Origin of the sequence: Bilifractor sp. LCP21S3_F8 (assembly GCF_052117805.1) — a bacterium.
Taxonomy (GTDB): domain Bacteria; phylum Bacillota; class Clostridia; order Lachnospirales; family Lachnospiraceae; genus Bilifractor.
Window position 1 is genome coordinate 1 of record NZ_JBQKIK010000083.1, and the last position, 344, is coordinate 344.

The following is a 344-nucleotide window of genomic DNA, read 5'->3' on the forward strand; positions in this document are numbered from 1 at the left end:
CCATAACGTAATCGTCAAGCATGCCAAAAAACGTCTGAAAAGACTGTCATATGATGCCGAATATCAATCTCTAAAAGCAGAATATAAGAAGCTCCTGAAAAAGGATACTCTTTCAATAGAGGAAAAGACAAGGCGAAAATTGATTTCCAGGCAAATGGCAGAAATCATTCGGACTCACGGTTTGTCTGAGTATGCTTTTCAGTCATACATCAAAGTCTGCGGAAAACAGTTTTGGAAATGTCTTTCCTCACAGCAGATACAAAAAGAAGCCACCCGTGTCTGGAAGGGCGTCGAAGCAGTCCTCTATGGAAACGGGAAAGAACTTCATTTCAAAAAATACAGAG

1 protein-coding gene is annotated in these 344 nt (G+C 40.4%); it reads left to right on the top strand.

All coding sequences use genetic code 11. The annotated features are described in order from the left end of the window. Window positions 1-154 precede the first annotated feature (154 nt). Window positions 155-344: hypothetical protein (locus ACTQ3A_RS13985; protein WP_441495353.1), on the top strand; the 190-nt coding region annotated here is incomplete at its 3' end.